Raw genomic sequence first — 15870 nt, 5'->3', positions numbered from 1 at the left:
GTGACAACATTACGTATCGGGGTGGTGGGGCTTGGGGGTATCGCCCAGAAGGCCTGGTTACCCGTGCTTGGCGCCGCCAGCGACTGGACGCTACAGGCCGCCTGGTCGCCGTCGCGTGAAAAAGCGGAGAAAATCTGCGCAGCCTGGCGCATTCCGTATGCCGGTTCGCTGACCGATCTTGCCGCGGGCTGCGACGCGGTGTTTGTCCACTCCAGCACGGCAACCCATTACGCCGTCGTCAGTGAATTACTCAATGCCGGCGTTCATGTCTGCGTTGATAAGCCGCTGGCGGAAAATTTACGTGATGCTGAGCGGCTGGTGGCGTTAGCGGCGAAGAAAAAACTGATGCTGATGGTCGGTTTCAATCGTCGCTTTGCGCCACGGTACCGAGAGCTGAAGACGGAACTGGGGACGGCGGCGTCTCTGCGGATGGATAAACACCGTAGCGACAGCGTGGGGCCTCACGATCTGCGGTTCACGCTGCTGGATGATTATTTGCATGTCGTTGACACCGCACTGTGGCTGGCGGGCGGCAACGCCCAGCTCAGCAGCGGGACGCTACAAACCAACGACGCGGGCGAGATGCTGTATGCAGAGCACCATTTCGCGACCAGTCAGTTGCAAATCACCACCAGTATGCATCGCCGGGCGGGAAGTCAGCGAGAGAGCGTACAGGCGGTGACCGATGGCGGGCTGATTGACGTGACGGATATGCGCGAGTGGCGTGAAGAGCGCGGGCAGGGTGTCTTGCACAAACCGGTTCCTGGCTGGCAAACCACGCTTGAACAGCGTGGATTCGTGGGGTGCGCACGCCATTTTGTGGAATGTGTACAAAATCAGACGGTTCCGGAAACCGCGGGCGAGCAGGCGATCCTTGCCCAGCGCGTGGTGGAAAAGCTCTGGCGCGAGGCGATGAGCGAATAATCACCTGTAACATCTGGCGGTAGTAATTCACCATAATCCAGGTAGACTAAGCGCCTCTTCCAACGCCTGCACTGCAGGCGTTTTGCCGTAGGGTCTGGAATAAAAAAGCAATGAACCTATTAAAATCGCTGGCCGCCGTCAGCTCAATGACGATGTTTTCACGTGTGCTGGGTTTTGCACGTGATGCGATTGTCGCCAGAATTTTTGGTGCCGGGATGGCAACCGATGCCTTTTTTGTGGCATTCAAATTACCTAACCTGCTACGCCGCATATTTGCGGAGGGCGCTTTTTCTCAGGCCTTTGTCCCTATTCTGGCGGAATATAAAAGCAAGCAGGGCGAAGACGCCACTCGCGTGTTTGTCTCTTACGTGTCGGGACTGCTGACGCTGGCGCTTGCTGTGGTCACCGTTGCCGGGATGCTGGCCGCCCCGTGGGTGATTATGGTGACGGCGCCGGGGTTTGCCGACACCGCCGATAAATTCGCGTTAACCACCAAACTGCTGCAAATCACCTTTCCGTACATCTTACTGATCTCGCTGGCGTCGCTGGTTGGAGCGATCCTCAATACCTGGAACCGCTTCTCCATTCCGGCGTTTGCCCCCACGTTTTTGAACATCAGCATGATCGGTTTCGCGCTGTTCGCCGCGCCGTATTTTAATCCACCGGTGCTGGCGCTGGCATGGGCGGTAACCGTTGGCGGCGTGCTGCAACTGGTGTATCAGCTTCCGCATCTGAAGAAAATCGGCATGCTGGTGCTGCCGCGGATTAACTTCCGCGATGCGGGGGCGATGCGGGTTGTGAAGCAAATGGGCCCGGCGATACTCGGCGTCTCCGTCAGCCAGATCTCACTGATCATTAACACCATTTTCGCCTCTTTTCTCGCGTCTGGCTCCGTTTCGTGGATGTACTATGCGGACCGCCTGATGGAGTTTCCGTCGGGGGTACTGGGCGTGGCGCTGGGGACCATTCTGCTGCCTTCACTGTCGAAGAGTTTTGCAAAAGGCGACCATGACGAATATTGCCGCCTGATGGACTGGGGATTGCGTCTGTGCTTTTTGCTGGCGCTGCCGAGTGCGGTGGCGATTGGGATCCTGTCTGGCCCCTTGATTACGTCATTATTCCAGTACGGTAAATTCACGGCCTTCGATGCGCTGATGACGCAGCGTGCGTTGATTGCTTATTCCGTAGGACTGATGGGGCTGATTGTGGTGAAAGTGCTGGCACCGGGCTTTTATTCGCGGCAGAACATCAAAACGCCGGTTAAGATCGCCATTGTGACGCTTATCATGACCCAGTTGATGAACCTTGCGTTTATTGGACCGTTGAAGCACGCCGGGCTGTCGCTGTCGATTGGTCTTGCCGCCTGTCTGAACGCGGGACTGCTGTACTGGCAACTGCGTAAGCAGAACATTTTCACTCCGCAACCGGGTTGGATGGGGTTTCTGATTCGCCTCGTTATCGCCGTACTGGTGATGTCAGCCGTGCTGGTTGGCATGTTGCATATTATGCCGGAGTGGTCGCTGGGGACTATGCCGTGGCGTCTGCTTCGTCTGATGGCGGTGGTTGTGGCCGGCATTGCCGCCTACTTTGCCGCACTGGCGGTGATGGGCTTTAAAGTGAAAGAGTTTGCGCGCCGGACGGTGTAATCACGATGCCTGATGGCGCTTTGCTTATTCAGCCTACAGAACGCTGTAGGCTGGATAAGGCGAAACGCCGCCATCCGGTAATCATCAAATAGAGAATTTTTTCCCGCCGCGAGAGGCAGAAGAGGGTTGACCGTTCGCGCCGTACAGCGACGGTTCCTGATAGGGCTTTAAAACTTCAAGCGCCTGTTGATTGCGCTGAATCTGATCTTCCAGCAGCCAGCCGTTGTGCTGGTTCAGATCGCGTAAGTGCTGCGTTTTATCGGTAATCGCTTTCCAGCGCTCGGCGACGTCATTATTCGCGCTATGCTGTGGGTCTTGTTCCAGCCGTCGCTGCTGTTCCAGATAATCCAGGGTCGCCAGCAGAGAACTCTTTTCTTCTGTAATACGCTGCAGCTGGCTACCGTTAATGTGGCCAACGGAAAGTTGTTGCTGTTCGGCATCCATTACCGTTTTCAGGTCATTCAGGACAGCCGTCATCTGATCGAGTATTTCTGACAAGCGCGTCATACGGTCAGTTACTCACTCTGGAGATAGCTCTGCGTCTCGCGGATCAGCGAGTCGGCGATTTTCCCCGTGTCCATCTTAAGCTCACCGTTACGAATAGCGGTTTTCAGTGCTTCAACACGTTCCATATTGATATCGTTCACGCCGGGCTGCATCAGTTTTGCCTGAGCATCGCTTAACGTCACGCTGGTGCTGGTTGCCGTCGAGGTTTTTTCCTGACGCGCTTTGAGGACCGGTGTATCCGTATTTTCACGCGCCTGAACGGTGCTAACGGGTTTCAAAGGTGAGGTACGGTCAATGCTCATTTTTATCATCCTCATCGAGGGGTTATGCTGTAGCGGCCAGCTATCATCGAATGTGTAATCACTATCGGCAGCCGCAACAAAATCTTTAACTCATTATAGGTTAATAAGAATATTCCCATCAGGATCGACTATGCCACTGACAATCTGACCCGATAACATTCTCACTCGTGCGTTCTGCGCGACCGCCGCATTGTTCAGCGCTTTACCTTCCGCATTGACGCTAAATCCATCGCCATTGGCAACGACCTGCACGCGCTGTCCGGCTTTAATGCGCCACGCCTGGCGCAACATATTGAGCTGGATGGCCTGTCCCGGCGCGAGATCGCGCAGGCTCACCGCATCCTGAACCTGGCTGATATCCAGCACGGTACGGGGAGGGAGCTGATCAAGGCGTCCGCGTTTTAGTGTGACGCTGGCCGGGCCAAGCGTGCCGCCACGCGCAACGGGCGCGGCGGCAACCACATAGTTTCCCGTCGCCTGCACGTTGACCTGCAGATAACGTTTTTCATTGGCACAACGTGCCAGCACATTTACGTTTCCCCACAGTTTTGCCCCGGTCATGCTGAACGCCGGTGTGTCGCAATGCGGCAACAGGTTGGGGGGCGTTCGCACGGTCACGACCACATCATCGCTGAATCCGGCCAGACGCTGTCCGAACCAGTCGTTCAACTGCGCATTCAAATCCTGGGCCAGCGTCAGGGGACTGAACAGCAGCGCCAGCATGGCTAATCCACGTTTTAACGTTTGCATCGTCACCTCCCGCCGTTTTCGCAATGACAGGATTCTACCCGTGTGACGCAACCATCAACGCAATAAATAGCGACCCATTTTGCGTTTATTCCAGCGATAACGCGCGCGTAATGGGATTTAAGCTGTCGGCTGAATTTTGTCATCTGCGGAGGAGATATGCTCGATAAGCTCGACGCCGCCTTACGTTTTCAACAGGAAGCGCTGAATCTGCGCGCCCAACGGCAAGAGGTGTTGGCCGCCAACATTGCGAACGCCGATACGCCGGGGTATCAGGCACGCGACATGGATTTTGCCAGTGAGTTAAAAAAAGTCATGGTGCGCGGACGGCAAGAAACCAGCGGTGTGTCGCTGGCATTAACCTCCGCACAGCATATTCCCGCCCAGGCCATCACCGCACCGTCTACGGATTTGCTCTACCGCATTCCCGACCAGCCTTCACTCGACGGCAATACCGTCGATATGGACCGGGAGCGCACGCAGTTTGCGGATAACAGCCTGAAGTACCAGATGAGCCTGACTGCCTTGAGTGGGCAGATTAAAGGCATGATGAACGTGCTACAGGGGGGGAACTAATCCGTGGCGCTGCTGAATATTTTTGATATTGCCGGTTCGGCATTAACGGCGCAGTCCAAGCGCCTTAACGTGGCCGCCAGTAATCTGGCCAACGCCGACAGCGTCACGGGACCGGATGGTCAACCGTATCGCGCAAAGCAGGTGGTCTTCCAGGTGGATGCAGCTCCCGGTGCAGTAACGGGGGGCGTGAAAGTGTCGGACGTCATTGAGAGCCAGGCGCCGGACAAACTGGTCTATGAACCCGGTAACCCGCTGGCCGATGCCAATGGCTACGTGAAGATGCCTAACGTCGATGTGGTCGGTGAGATGGTTAATACCATGTCAGCTTCCCGCAGCTATCAGGCGAACGTCGAAGTCCTCAACACCGTTAAAAGCATGATGCTTAAAACGCTGACACTGGGCCAGTAAAAGGAGGCAGCCATGTCAATTGCGGTAAACGTTAACGATCCGACAAACACCGGTGTGAAAAGCAGCAGCAACGGGAGTTCCCTGTCGGGCAGCAATGCCGCCGATCTGCAAAGCAGCTTTCTGACGCTGCTGGTGGCGCAACTGAAAAACCAGGACCCGACCAACCCGATGCAGAACAACGAGTTGACCACACAGCTCGCGCAGATCAGTACCGTCAGCGGTATTGAGAAACTGAATACGACCCTGGGGTCGATCTCCGGACAGATCGACAACAACCAGTCACTACAGGCCAGCACGCTGATTGGTCATGGCGTGATGATCCCGGGTACCACCGTTCTGGCGGGCAAAGGCACCGAAGAGGGAGCCACCACCACCACCACGCCGTTTGGCGTTGAGCTGCAACAGCCGGCTGACAAAGTCACCGCCACCATTACCGACAAAGACGGCAAAGTGGTGCGCACGATTGAGATTGGCGCGCTGAAGGCGGGTGTCCATACCTTTACCTGGGACGGCACTCTGACGGATGGCACCACGGCGGTGAACGGCTCGTATAACGTGGCGATTCACGCCAGCAACGGCTCGACGCAACTGGTGGCGCAACCCTTGCAGTTTGCGCTGGTACAAGGGGTGATTCGCAGCAATGGCGGTAACACCCTGGATCTGGGCACTTACGGAACCACCACCCTCGACGAAGTACGGCAGATAATCTAAGCCTTTACACTAATCAGGAGTCATCATGGCTTTTTCACAAGCGGTTAGCGGCCTGAATGCCGCAGCCACCAACCTCGATGTCATTGGTAACAACATCGCCAACTCCGCGACCTATGGTTTTAAATCCGGTGCGGCGTCTTTTGCGGATATGTTTGCCGGTTCTAAAGTCGGTCTGGGCGTAAAAGTCGCTGGCATTACTCAGGACTTTACTGATGGTACGACCACCAACACCGGTCGCGGTCTGGATGTCGCTATCAGCCAGAACGGTTTTTTCCGTCTGGTCGACAGCAATGGCTCAGTTTTCTACAGCCGTAACGGCCAGTTCAAACTGGATGAAAACCGTAATCTGGTCAACATGCAGGGCATGCAACTGACCGGCTATCCGGCAACGGGTACGCCGCCGACCATTCAGCAAGGGGCAAACCCGGGTCCGATCACCATCCCGAATACCCTGATGGGGGCGAAAAGCACCGACACGGCGGCAATGCAGATCAACCTGAACTCGACGGACAAGATTCCGGCGAACACGCCTTTCAAACCAACCGATGCTGACAGCTACAACAAACGTGCACCCGTGACGGTGTTCGACAGCCAGGGTAATCAACATGACATCAACCTGTTTTACGTTAAAACGGGTGATAACACATGGGATATCTGGACGCAGGATTCCAGCGTCGCCAACTCGCCGTTGGTGAAGTCCGCGCAGATGACATTCGACAAGAACGGCGGTCTGGATAACGTAAAAGAATATACTGAAGTTGCACCTGTTCCACCTGCCACTGAACCAACCTGGACGCTTGGCGCGGCAAATGCCACACCGTCATTCTCCATTACTACCGGTACAGTCAATGGCGCGGTTCCTGCGACCTTCACCCTCAGCCTGCAAAACTCCATGCAGCAGAATACCGGGACTAACGCCGTTATCGCCACCACGCAGAACGGCTACAAGCCGGGCGATTTGGTCAGCTATCAGATTAACGACGATGGCACCGTCGTCGGAAACTACTCCAACGAACAGAAACAGGTGCTGGGGCAGATCGTGCTGGCGAACTTCGCTAACAACGAAGGTCTGGCCTCTCAGGGCGATAACGTCTGGGCCGCCACGCAGGCGTCCGGTGTGGAACTGCTGGGAACGGCGGGAACGGGTAACTTCGGTAAGCTGACCAACGGCGCGCTGGAGTCTTCGAACGTGGATCTGAGTAAAGAACTGGTGAACATGATCGTCGCCCAGCGTAACTATCAGTCGAACGCGCAGACCATCAAGACCCAGGACCAGATCCTCAACACGCTGGTTAACCTGCGCTAAGCGCCTGACGGGATAACGTAATGGATCACGCAATCTATACCGCGATGGGGGCGGCCAGTCAGACGCTGAACCAACAGGCGGTGACGGCCAGCAACCTGGCCAACGCCTCGACGCCGGGATTCCGTGCACAGCTCAATGCGCTGCGCGCCGTCCCCGTCGAAGGGCTGTCATTGCCGACGCGTACGCTGGTCACGGCGTCCACGCCGGGGGCTGATATGACGCCTGGCCAGATGGATTACACCTCGCGTCCGCTGGACGTGGCGTTACAGCAGGATGGCTGGCTGGCGGTACAGACCGCGAACGGCAGCGAAGGTTATACCCGTAACGGCAGCATTCAGGTGGATCCGACCGGACAGTTGACCATTCAGGGTCACCCGGTGATTGGTGAAGCCGGGCCGATTGCGGTGCCGGAAGGGTCGGAAATCACCATCGCGGCGGACGGCACCATCTCAGCGCTGAATCCCGGCGATCCGGCGAACACCATCGCGCCGGTGGGACGTCTGAAACTGGTGAAGGCTGAGGGGAACGAAGTGCAACGTGGCGACGACGGAATGTTCCGTCTGACCGCCGCCGCACAGGCAACCCGTGGCCCGGTGCTGCAGGCCGATCCGACCATTCGCGTGATGTCGGGAGTACTGGAGGGGAGCAACGTCAATGCGGTGTCAGCGATGAGCGACATGATTGCCAGCGCCCGCCGTTTTGAAATGCAGATGAAGGTTATCAGCAGCGTGGATGACAATGCTGGTCGCGCTAACCAACTGCTGTCGATGACTTAATACAGGACACTTTATGATCAGTTCATTATGGATCGCCAAAACCGGCCTGGACGCGCAGCAAACCAACATGGATGTGATTGCCAACAACCTGGCAAACGTCAGCACCAATGGTTTTAAGCGTCAGCGCGCGGTGTTTGAAGATCTGCTTTATCAGACCATTCGTCAGCCTGGCGCTCAGTCTTCTGAGCAGACCACGCTGCCGTCCGGTCTGCAAATCGGTACCGGTGTGCGTCCGGTGGCGACCGAGCGTCTGCACAGCCAGGGCAACCTGTCGCAAACCAACAACAGTAAAGATGTCGCCATTAAAGGTCAGGGGTTCTTCCAGGTTCTGCTGCCGGATGGTACTTCTGCGTATACCCGCGATGGATCATTCCAGGTCGATCAAAATGGTCAACTGGTGACGGCTGGCGGCTTCCAGGTTCAGCCAGCGATTACCATTCCGGCTAACGCCCTGAGCATCACCATCGGGCGTGACGGCGTGGTGAGCGTGACCCAACAGGGACAGGCGGCGCCCGTGCAGGTGGGGCAGCTTAATCTGACCACGTTCATGAACGATACCGGTCTGGAGAGCATTGGTGAAAACCTGTACACCGAGACCCAGTCTTCCGGCGCGCCGAATGAAAGCACGCCGGGTCTGAACGGGGCGGGCCTGTTGTACCAGGGCTATGTCGAGACCTCAAACGTCAACGTCGCGGAAGAGCTGGTCAATATGATTCAGGTTCAACGCGCTTACGAAATCAACAGCAAAGCGGTCTCAACGACCGATCAGATGCTGCAAAAACTGACGCAACTCTAAGGTGTTGTCCGGTGAGGCATTTGTCTCACCGGCACCCTGATTCAGAAGATAAAGGCAATGCAAAAAAACGCTGCGCACGCTTACCCGATCATGGCCCTGCTGGTGGTTTCACTGTCAGGATGTGCCTGGATTCCTTCCACTCCGCTCGTCCAGGGCGCGACCACGGCGCAGCCTGTTCCTGGCCCGACGCCGGTGGCAAATGGTTCGATTTTTCAGTCCGCGCAGCCAATCAACTATGGCTATCAGCCACTGTTTGAAGACCGTCGTCCGCGCAACATCGGCGATACGCTGACCATTGTGCTGCAGGAAAACGTCAGCGCCAGTAAAAGCTCTTCTGCCAACGCCAGCCGTGACGGCAAAACCAACTTTGGCTTTGATACCGTACCACGCTATCTGCAAGGATTATTCGGCAATGCGCGAGCGGACGTCGAGGCGTCCGGCGGTAACACCTTTAACGGTAAGGGCGGGGCCAACGCCAGCAATACCTTTAGCGGCACGCTGACCGTGACCGTCGATCAGGTGCTGGTCAACGGCAATTTACATGTTGTGGGTGAGAAACAGATCGCCATCAACCAGGGCACTGAGTTCATCCGCTTCTCCGGGGTTGTGAATCCGCGCACCATCAGCGGCAGCAACTCCGTTCCGTCAACTCAGGTGGCGGATGCACGTATTGAATATGTCGGAAACGGCTACATCAACGAAGCGCAAAATATGGGCTGGCTCCAGCGTTTCTTCCTTAACCTGTCGCCGATGTAAGCGAGGTCTCCCATGTTGAAATCTGTAGTTGGACTGGTTCTGGTCCTCGTCGCCACGCTGGCGCATGCCGATCGTATCCGCGATCTGACCAGCGTGCAGGGCGTGCGCGAAAACTCGCTCATTGGCTACGGCCTGGTGGTGGGGCTGGACGGGACCGGTGACCAGACCACCCAGACGCCATTTACCACCCAGACCCTGAACAACATGCTCTCGCAGTTGGGTATTACCGTGCCGACCGGGACGAACATGCAGTTGAAAAACGTCGCGGCGGTCATGGTAACCGCCTCCTTCCCGGCCTTTGGTCGTCAGGGACAAACCATTGACGTAGTGGTGTCTTCGCTGGGGAACGCGAAAAGTCTGCGCGGCGGGACGCTGTTGATGACGCCGTTGAAAGGGGTCGACAGCCAGGTGTATGCGCTGGCGCAGGGCAACATTTTAGTTGGTGGCGCCGGGGCGTCTGCGGGCGGCAGCAGCGTGCAGGTGAACCAGCTTAACGGCGGACGGATCACCAACGGGGCGACAATCGAGCGCGAGTTGCCCAGCCAGTTCGGCGCGGGTAATACGCTAAACCTGCAACTGAATAATGAAGACTTCACCATGGCGCAGCAGATTGCTGACACCATCAACCGGTCACGCGGCTTTGGCAGCGCCACCGCACTGGATGCGCGCACGATTCAGGTCCGCGTACCGAGCGGCAACAGCTCTCAGGTGCGCTTCCTGGCGGATATTCAGAACATGGAAGTGAACGTGACGCCACAGGATGCAAAAGTGGTGATCAACTCACGTACCGGTTCGGTGGTGATGAACCGCGAAGTGACGCTGGATAGCTGTGCTGTTGCGCAGGGGAATCTCTCCGTGACCGTTAACCGTCAGGCTAATGTCAGTCAACCGGATACGCCGTTTGGCGGGGGGCAGACGGTGGTGACGCCGCAAACGCAAATCGATCTGCGTCAGAGCGGCGGTTCGCTGCAAAGCGTTCGTTCCAGCGCCAATCTGAACAACGTGGTCCGTGCGCTGAATGCGCTGGGGGCGACGCCGATGGATCTGATGTCAATTCTGCAGTCGATGCAGAGCGCCGGTTGCTTACGCGCGAAACTGGAAATCATCTGATGATTAGCGACAGCAAACTGATGGCCAGCGCCGCCTGGGATGCGCAATCGCTGAATGAATTGAAGGCGAAAGCCGGTCAGGATCCGGCGGCGAATATCCGCCCGGTGGCCCGCCAGGTGGAAGGCATGTTCGTCCAGATGATGCTGAAAAGCATGCGTGAAGCCCTGCCAAAAGATGGCGTCTTCAGCAGCGATCAGACGCGTTTGTATACCAGCATGTATGACCAGCAGATTGCACAGCAGATGACCGCCGGAAAAGGTCTGGGGCTGGCGGAAATGATGGTCAAACAGATGACGCAGGGGCAGGCGCAGCCTACGGAAGAAACGCCGCAGGTGCCGATGAAGTTCCCGCTGGAAACGGTGACCAGTTACCAGAACCAGGCGCTGACGCAACTGGTGCGTAAAGCGATGCCGAAAACACCGCAGAGCAATGACGAACCGCTCTCCGGCGACAGCAAAGACTTCCTGGCGCAACTGTCGCTGCCGGCCCGTCTGGCCAGTGAGCAGAGCGGCGTGCCGCATCACCTGATTCTGGCGCAGGCGGCGCTGGAGTCCGGCTGGGGGCAGCGGCAGATTCGCCGGGAAAACGGCGAGCCGAGTTTCAACCTGTTTGGCGTGAAGGCCTCGGGTAACTGGAAGGGGCCGGTGACGGAAATCACCACGACCGAATATGAAAACGGCGAAGCGAAAAAGGTGAAGGCCAAATTCCGCGTGTACAGCTCGTACCTTGAAGCGTTGTCAGATTACGTCGGTCTGCTGACCCGCAATCCACGCTATGCGGCGGTGACCACGGCGGTTACCGCGGAACAGGGCGCCCAGGCACTGCAAAGCGCCGGTTATGCTACCGACCCGAACTATGCGCGTAAATTGACCAGTATGATCCAACAGCTGAAGTCGATGAGCGAGAAGGTGAGCAACGCTTACAACACGAATCTCGACAATCTCTTCTAAATGGCTCAAGTCCTGTGACCTGCTGCCGATAATAATCTGTAACTGAAGGATTAAAAGGAACTTCCATGTCCAGCTTGATTAATAACGCCATGAGCGGGCTGAGCGCGGCTCAGGCGGCGCTGAATACTGCCAGTAACAACATTTCCAGCTATAACGTTGCGGGCTATACCCGTCAGACGACCATTATGGCGCAAGCCAATAGCACGCTGGGTGCCGGCGGTTGGGTGGGCAATGGTGTTTATGTTTCCGGTGTACAGCGCGAATATGATTCGTTCATCACCAATCAACTGCGCGCGGCGCAGAACCAGAGCAGCGGGTTGACGACCCGATATGAGCAGATGTCCAAAATCGACAACCTGCTGGCCAGCAAAACCAGCTCTGTCTCCTCGTCCATGCAGGATTTTTTCACCAGCCTGCAAACGCTGGTGAGTAACGCCGAAGACCCGGCGGCGCGCCAGACGCTGATAGGCAAAGCCAATGGGCTGGTTAACCAGTTTAAAACGACCGACCAGTATCTGCGCGATCAGGACAAGCAGGTCAATATCGCGATTGGTTCCAGCGTCGATCAGATCAACAATTATAGTAAGCAAATTGCCAGCCTGAACGACCAGATCTCGCGTCTGACCGGTGTGGGTGCCGGGGCATCGCCGAATAACCTGCTTGATCAGCGCGACCAGTTGGTCAGTGAGCTGAACAAAATTGTCGGCGTGGAAGTCAGCGTTCAGGACGGCGGTACCTATAACATCACGATGGCGAACGGCTATTCACTGGTGCAGGGAAGTAATGCCCGTCAGTTAGCGGCGGTACAGTCGCAGTCCGACCCTTCACGAATCACCGTTGCCTATGTCGATTCCATCGCGGGCAACATCGAAATTCCGGAAAAACTGATCACGACCGGTTCGCTCGGTGGTCTGCTGACCTTCCGTTCCCAGGATCTGGATCAGACGCGCAACACGCTGGGACAACTGGCGCTGGCGTTCGCCGATGCGTTTAACCAGCAGCACCGGGAAGGGTATGATGCGAACGGCAATAATAATGTCGATTTCTTCAGCATCGGCGACCCGGCAGTGTATGGAAATAGCAAGAATACCGGCAGCATCAGCGCGACCGTTAAGACCGCCTCAGAGGTTCAGGCGACTGACTATAAAGTGGTTTATGACGGAGCGAAATGGCAGGTGACGCGTCTTGCGGATAACACCTCTTTTGAAGCGACCGAAAACGCGGGCAAACTGACCTTTGATGGCCTGGAGATCAACATCGATGTTGGCCCTGCTAAAAATGACAGCTTCATCGTCAAGCCGGTCAGCGACGCCATCATCAATATGGGCGTTCTGGTGACCAACGAATCGCAAATTGCGATGGCGAAGGACGCAACGGCCGGTGAAAGCGACAACCGTAATGGTCAGGCATTGCTGGATTTGCAAAAGGACAGCACAACGGTAGGTGGTTCAAAATCGTTTAACGACGCTTACGCTACGCTGGTCAGCAACGTGGGCAGCAAAACCGCAACGCTGAAAACCAGCAGCACCACCCAGGGCAACGTGGTGACGCAGTTGAGCAATCAGCAACAGTCCATTTCCGGCGTTAACCTTGACGAAGAGTACGGCAACCTGCAACGCTTCCAGCAGTATTACCTGGCCAATGCCCAGGTGTTGCAAACCGCCAACTCTCTGTTTGATGCACTGCTGAGTATTCGCTAAGGGAGCAGGAAACGATGCGTATCAGTACCCAAATGATGTACCAGCAGAACATGCGCGGTATCACCAATTCCCAGGCGGAGTGGATGAAATACGGTGAGCAGATGTCGACAGGGAAGCGGGTAATCAATCCGTCTGACGATCCTATCGCCGCATCCCAGGCCGTGGTGTTGTCACAGGCGCAGTCGGAGAACAGCCAGTTCGCCCTGGCGAGGACTTTCGCCACGCAGAAGGTTTCGCTGGAAGAGAACGTGTTAAACCAGGTGACGACGGCGATACAAAGCGCGCAGGAAAAAATCGTCAGCGCCGGTAACGGAACGCTGAGTGACGATGACCGCGCCTCGCTGGCGACGGACTTACAGGGTATCCGCGATCAGTTGATGAACCTGGCAAACAGTACCGACGGTAACGGTCGTTATATTTTTGCCGGTTATAAAACGGAAACGGCTCCGTTTGCTCAGGCTGACGGTACCTACAACGGCGGTACGGAGAACATCACTCAGCAGGTGGATGCCTCCCGTTCGATGACCATCGGCCACACCGGCAATAAAATTTTCGACAAGATCACCAGTAATGCGGTTCCGGAACCGAACAACGGGACGTCAGAAACCAACCTGTTCAAAATGCTGGATTCGGCGATTGCCTCATTGAATTCCCCTGTAGGTGACGATGCGACGCTGAAAGAACAGGCAAAAGCGGTGATTGATAAAACCAACCGCGGTCTGAAAAACTCGCTTAATAATGTACTGAGCGTGCGTGCGGAACTGGGGACGCAACTGAAGGAACTGGAGAGTCTGGACTCGCTGGGCACCGATCGCGCACTAGGACAAACGCAGCAGATGAGTAATCTGGTGGATGTGGACTGGAACGCGGCCATTTCGTCGTACGTCATGCAGCAGGCGGCGCTCCAGGCCTCTTATAAAGCCTTTACCGATATGCAGGGGATGTCGCTATTCCAGCTCAACCGCTAATACCGATTTGAAACATATCATGAAACTGGGTATGTTTTATCTGCCCGCTCCCTCTCACCCCGGAGCGGGCATTTTTTTGTCGGTTACACGCTAACCCGCAGAGGGGCTGAGGAACGCTTTCCCGCCAGTCTGATGAGCAGCGCAATGGCGCCACTGAGGGTGGCCAGCGTGACGATGCCTTGCCAGTTTGCCAGCGCATACACCTGACTGCCGAGCACCGAGCCCAGCGCCATGCCAATAAAGATGACGCTGAACAGCAGCGCATTCAGACGCCCCCTGGCCTGCGGTTCGAGGCTATAGACCAGATTCTGGTGCGCCACCAGGCTCGATTGCAGTCCCAGGTCAAAGCCGACGGCGGAGAGCGCAATCAGCAACCACTGTGCGTGCACGGGCAACGTGGGTAACAGGAACATCAGCGCAAAAGAAACGGTCACCAGCAATGCCCCCAGTTGCGTCACTTTTTCTGCGCCTATCTTATCTGCCAGATGACCGGCCAACGGCGCAGCCAGCGCTCCGGCAGCCCCGGCGATACCAAATGCCCCCGCGGCGGCGCTGCCCATCTGATAGTTTTCTGCCAGCATCACGGCCAGCGTTGACCAGAACGCACTGAACGCGACGGACAGAAAACCTTGCGCCAGGGCGGCACGACGTAGCGCCGGGTAGCGACGCCATAACTGCGCCAGGCTCACCATCAGTGCGGGATAACTCAGCGTGGAATGGGCTGTAAATGCGGGCAGGACTTTCCACAGCAATACGCCGACCAGGGCAATACTGAGCGCGGCGAGTTGATACATTTCCCGCCAGCCAAAGGCTTCTCCGACCAGACCACTCACGGTGCGTGACAATAAAATGCCCAGCAGCAGGCCGGTCATCACTGTCCCGACCGTTTTTCCCTGTTTGCCCTCTGTGGCGAGAATCGCCGCCGCCGGGACGATATCCTGCGCCATCGTCGCGGCCATCCCCAGCAACAGGCTTACGGTCAGTAGAGAATGCACCTGGCCTGTGACGCTACAGGCCAGCAGCAACAGGGCGAGCGCGGCGCTTTTCATCAGAATGAGCCGGCGCCGATCGTAACGGTCGCCGAGCGGCAATAAGAACAGGATCCCCAACGCATAACCGGCCTGCGTTAACGTGGGCACCAGTCCCATGCCGGTGATGCTGAGCGCCAAATCGGCCCCCATTAGCGGTAACAACGGTTGTGCATAGTAGATGGCGGCGACGCTGAAGCCTGCGCCCAGCGCCAGAACAAAGATCAGCCAACGAGACGGTGTGTGCATTTCAAAATCCTCAATCACAGGTGTGAGGCTATTTTTCTCTGAATGGCGGTGGCCTGGTAGTCAGCGAAGTGGTAAAACCATTATACGTAAAGCGTATGAGCATCGAATGAATGAAAAAGAATGAGCGTATAGACAGGGTGGAACTGATGCGAACGTTTGTGCGCATCGTGGAGGCCGGATCGTTGTCAGCTGCCGCTCGTCAGTTGAACACGACCCAGGCGACAATCAGTCGGCGGTTGCAGTCGCTGGAGGCGATGCTGGGGGTGAAACTGGTCTTACGTACCACGCACGCCATGAAGCTAACGGACGACGGCGAGCGCGGATACCAGCACGCCAAACATATCATTGACGCCTGGCTGGCACTGGAGGACGGACTCAACGTCACGGAAGATGAGCCCGTCGGGACATTT

At 56.6% G+C, this 15870-nt stretch carries 18 protein-coding genes; 14 read left to right on the top strand and 4 right to left on the bottom strand.

Annotation, left to right across the window (positions count from 1 at the left end; translation table 11 throughout):
• A complete protein-coding gene (locus tag JTI98_RS17360) occupies nucleotides 1-924 on the top strand; it encodes a Gfo/Idh/MocA family protein (RefSeq protein WP_192502709.1) in 924 nt (307 codons plus the stop codon).
• 110 nt (nucleotides 925-1034) lie between these two features.
• Nucleotides 1035-2570, top strand: coding sequence for a murein biosynthesis integral membrane protein MurJ (gene murJ, locus JTI98_RS17355; RefSeq protein ID WP_044258023.1), 1536 nt, complete (start codon nucleotides 1035-1037; stop codon nucleotides 2568-2570).
• An 84-nt stretch (nucleotides 2571-2654) separates the two neighbouring features.
• Here the strand turns inward: murJ and flgN are convergent, their stop codons facing one another.
• The 3 genes from flgN to flgA form a co-directional block, all read right to left on the bottom strand.
• Complete coding sequence (gene flgN / locus JTI98_RS17350) at nucleotides 2655-3077, bottom strand: flagella biosynthesis chaperone FlgN (protein WP_044266030.1); 423 nt, start codon at nucleotides 3075-3077, stop codon at nucleotides 2655-2657.
• 8 nt (nucleotides 3078-3085) lie between these two features.
• A complete protein-coding gene (gene flgM, locus JTI98_RS17345) occupies nucleotides 3086-3379 on the bottom strand; it encodes a flagellar biosynthesis anti-sigma factor FlgM (protein WP_043001003.1) in 294 nt (97 codons plus the stop codon).
• A gap of 93 nt (nucleotides 3380-3472) precedes the next feature.
• A complete protein-coding gene (gene flgA, locus JTI98_RS17340) occupies nucleotides 3473-4129 on the bottom strand; it encodes a flagellar basal body P-ring formation chaperone FlgA (RefSeq protein WP_216081587.1) in 657 nt (218 codons plus the stop codon).
• A 156-nt stretch (nucleotides 4130-4285) separates the two neighbouring features.
• Here flgA and flgB point away from each other — a divergent pair, with 156 nt between their 5' ends.
• From flgB to flgL, 11 genes are all read left to right on the top strand, one after another.
• A complete protein-coding gene (gene flgB / locus JTI98_RS17335; RefSeq protein ID WP_042319669.1) occupies nucleotides 4286-4702 on the top strand; it encodes a flagellar basal body rod protein FlgB in 417 nt (138 codons plus the stop codon).
• A gap of 3 nt (nucleotides 4703-4705) precedes the next feature.
• The gene (flgC, locus tag JTI98_RS17330) at nucleotides 4706-5110 is read left to right on the top strand and encodes a flagellar basal body rod protein FlgC (protein ID WP_043001001.1); all 405 of its coding nucleotides are present in this window, start codon (nucleotides 4706-4708) and stop codon (nucleotides 5108-5110) included.
• Nucleotides 5111-5122: 12 nt separating this feature from the next.
• Entirely contained in the window at nucleotides 5123-5821 is a 699-nt protein-coding gene (gene flgD, locus JTI98_RS17325; protein ID WP_043001000.1) for a flagellar hook assembly protein FlgD, read from the top strand.
• Nucleotides 5822-5846: 25 nt separating this feature from the next.
• Nucleotides 5847-7127 (top strand): flagellar hook protein FlgE, encoded by a 1281-nt coding sequence (gene flgE, locus JTI98_RS17320; protein ID WP_043000999.1) that lies wholly within the window; start codon nucleotides 5847-5849, stop codon nucleotides 7125-7127.
• A 20-nt stretch (nucleotides 7128-7147) separates the two neighbouring features.
• Entirely contained in the window at nucleotides 7148-7903 is a 756-nt protein-coding gene (gene flgF / locus JTI98_RS17315; protein ID WP_044258017.1) for a flagellar basal-body rod protein FlgF, read from the top strand.
• Between the two features lie 13 nt (nucleotides 7904-7916).
• Nucleotides 7917-8699, top strand: a complete 783-nt coding sequence (gene flgG / locus JTI98_RS17310; protein WP_042319653.1) for a flagellar basal-body rod protein FlgG — start codon at nucleotides 7917-7919, stop codon at nucleotides 8697-8699.
• Nucleotides 8700-8756: 57 nt separating this feature from the next.
• Nucleotides 8757-9455 carry a flagellar basal body L-ring protein FlgH gene (flgH, locus tag JTI98_RS17305; protein ID WP_042319652.1) on the top strand — a complete coding sequence of 233 codons (699 nt, stop codon included), beginning with the start codon at nucleotides 8757-8759 and terminating at the stop codon, nucleotides 9453-9455.
• Nucleotides 9456-9467: 12 nt separating this feature from the next.
• A complete protein-coding gene (locus JTI98_RS17300) occupies nucleotides 9468-10565 on the top strand; it encodes a flagellar basal body P-ring protein FlgI (protein WP_043000997.1) in 1098 nt (365 codons plus the stop codon).
• Nucleotides 10565-11515: a flagellar assembly peptidoglycan hydrolase FlgJ gene (flgJ, locus tag JTI98_RS17295; protein WP_044258015.1), complete on the top strand. Its 951-nt coding sequence runs from the start codon at nucleotides 10565-10567 to the stop codon at nucleotides 11513-11515. The genes JTI98_RS17300 and flgJ overlap by 1 nt, the downstream gene beginning before the upstream one ends.
• Before the next feature lie 65 nt (nucleotides 11516-11580).
• Complete coding sequence (flgK, locus tag JTI98_RS17290; RefSeq protein ID WP_061070242.1) at nucleotides 11581-13215, top strand: flagellar hook-associated protein FlgK; 1635 nt, start codon at nucleotides 11581-11583, stop codon at nucleotides 13213-13215.
• Nucleotides 13216-13229: 14 nt separating this feature from the next.
• A complete protein-coding gene (gene flgL / locus JTI98_RS17285) occupies nucleotides 13230-14183 on the top strand; it encodes a flagellar hook-associated protein FlgL (RefSeq protein WP_043000994.1) in 954 nt (317 codons plus the stop codon).
• 83 nt (nucleotides 14184-14266) lie between these two features.
• Here the strand turns inward: flgL and JTI98_RS17280 are convergent, their stop codons facing one another.
• Complete coding sequence (locus JTI98_RS17280) at nucleotides 14267-15460, bottom strand: MFS transporter (protein ID WP_216081586.1); 1194 nt, start codon at nucleotides 15458-15460, stop codon at nucleotides 14267-14269.
• Between the two features lie 110 nt (nucleotides 15461-15570).
• On the opposite strand from JTI98_RS17280, the gene JTI98_RS17275 reads away from it, so the two are divergent.
• Nucleotides 15571-15870: LysR family transcriptional regulator (locus tag JTI98_RS17275; RefSeq protein ID WP_216081585.1), on the top strand; the 300-nt coding region annotated here is incomplete at its 3' end.

The organism is Citrobacter sp. MGH 55, assembly GCF_016906145.1.
Lineage (GTDB): Bacteria > Pseudomonadota > Gammaproteobacteria > Enterobacterales > Enterobacteriaceae > Citrobacter_A > Citrobacter_A amalonaticus.
Note: the sequence above shows the minus strand (reverse complement) of the source record. Positions and strands in the feature narration are given on the sequence as shown.

Excerpts from the sequence above, each read along its gene's own strand:
- flgE (WP_043000999.1), top strand. The coding sequence starts at position 5,847 with ATGGCTTTTTCACAAGCGGTTAGCGGCCTGAATGCCGCAGCCACCAAC.
- JTI98_RS17280 (WP_216081586.1), bottom strand. The coding sequence starts at position 15,460 with ATGCACACACCGTCTCGTTGGCTGATCTTTGTTCTGGCGCTGGGCGCA.
- flgL (WP_043000994.1), top strand. The coding sequence starts at position 13,230 with ATGCGTATCAGTACCCAAATGATGTACCAGCAGAACATGCGCGGTATC.
- flgG (WP_042319653.1), top strand. The coding sequence starts at position 7,917 with ATGATCAGTTCATTATGGATCGCCAAAACCGGCCTGGACGCGCAGCAA.
- flgB (WP_042319669.1), top strand. The coding sequence starts at position 4,286 with ATGCTCGATAAGCTCGACGCCGCCTTACGTTTTCAACAGGAAGCGCTG.
- flgH (WP_042319652.1), top strand. The coding sequence starts at position 8,757 with ATGCAAAAAAACGCTGCGCACGCTTACCCGATCATGGCCCTGCTGGTG.
- JTI98_RS17300 (WP_043000997.1), top strand. The coding sequence starts at position 9,468 with ATGTTGAAATCTGTAGTTGGACTGGTTCTGGTCCTCGTCGCCACGCTG.
- flgN (WP_044266030.1), bottom strand. The coding sequence starts at position 3,077 with ATGACGCGCTTGTCAGAAATACTCGATCAGATGACGGCTGTCCTGAAT.
- murJ (WP_044258023.1), top strand. The coding sequence starts at position 1,035 with ATGAACCTATTAAAATCGCTGGCCGCCGTCAGCTCAATGACGATGTTT.
- flgM (WP_043001003.1), bottom strand. The coding sequence starts at position 3,379 with ATGAGCATTGACCGTACCTCACCTTTGAAACCCGTTAGCACCGTTCAG.
- flgK (WP_061070242.1), top strand. The coding sequence starts at position 11,581 with ATGTCCAGCTTGATTAATAACGCCATGAGCGGGCTGAGCGCGGCTCAG.
- flgD (WP_043001000.1), top strand. The coding sequence starts at position 5,123 with ATGTCAATTGCGGTAAACGTTAACGATCCGACAAACACCGGTGTGAAA.
- flgA (WP_216081587.1), bottom strand. The coding sequence starts at position 4,129 with ATGCAAACGTTAAAACGTGGATTAGCCATGCTGGCGCTGCTGTTCAGT.
- flgJ (WP_044258015.1), top strand. The coding sequence starts at position 10,565 with ATGATTAGCGACAGCAAACTGATGGCCAGCGCCGCCTGGGATGCGCAA.
- flgF (WP_044258017.1), top strand. The coding sequence starts at position 7,148 with ATGGATCACGCAATCTATACCGCGATGGGGGCGGCCAGTCAGACGCTG.